Below are 523 nucleotides of genomic sequence, written 5' to 3' on the forward strand. Positions count from 1 at the left end.
CGCGTGTAATAGCGCGTGGAGGACTGAACTCGTACCCATTGAAACGGGTTGGGATGAGCTGTGGATAGGGGTGAAAGGCCAAACAAACTTAGTGATAGCTGGTTCTCTTCGAAATATATTTAGGTATAGCCTCAAGTGATAATAAAAGGGGGTAGAGCCCTGATTGGGCTAGGGCTGCTCGCCGCGGTACCAAACCCTATCAAACTTCGAATACCTTTTATCGTATCTTGGGAGTCAGGCGGTGGGTGATAAAATCAATCGTCAAAAGGGGAACATTGGCAAAATCCATTTTAATGGGGTTAGAAAGATACACGTAAAAAGCGCTCAAATCAATTTGAGGCAAAAAAGAAAGCTTAGCCGCTAATTTCATTTTACTCGCTCGCTTAATGGCGTATTCTTGCGCATGCAAGCCTTCATGGTTAGACAATACCCTAGCCCATGCGTTTTTTAAGGAGTAGTTTTTGGGCGTTAGGGTGGTTCAAAGGTAGGCTGTCTTCAGCCAAATTCAAAGAAGAAGGCTCGG

The 523-nt window shown here is 44.9% G+C and carries 1 rRNA gene; it reads left to right on the top strand.

Annotation, left to right across the window (positions count from 1 at the left end):
* A 23S ribosomal RNA gene (locus tag QT74_RS08610) occupies positions 1–523 on the top strand; the annotation flags it as partial.

It is taken from the genome of Helicobacter pylori SA213A (assembly GCF_000476275.1).
Taxonomy (GTDB): domain Bacteria; phylum Campylobacterota; class Campylobacteria; order Campylobacterales; family Helicobacteraceae; genus Helicobacter; species Helicobacter pylori_CL.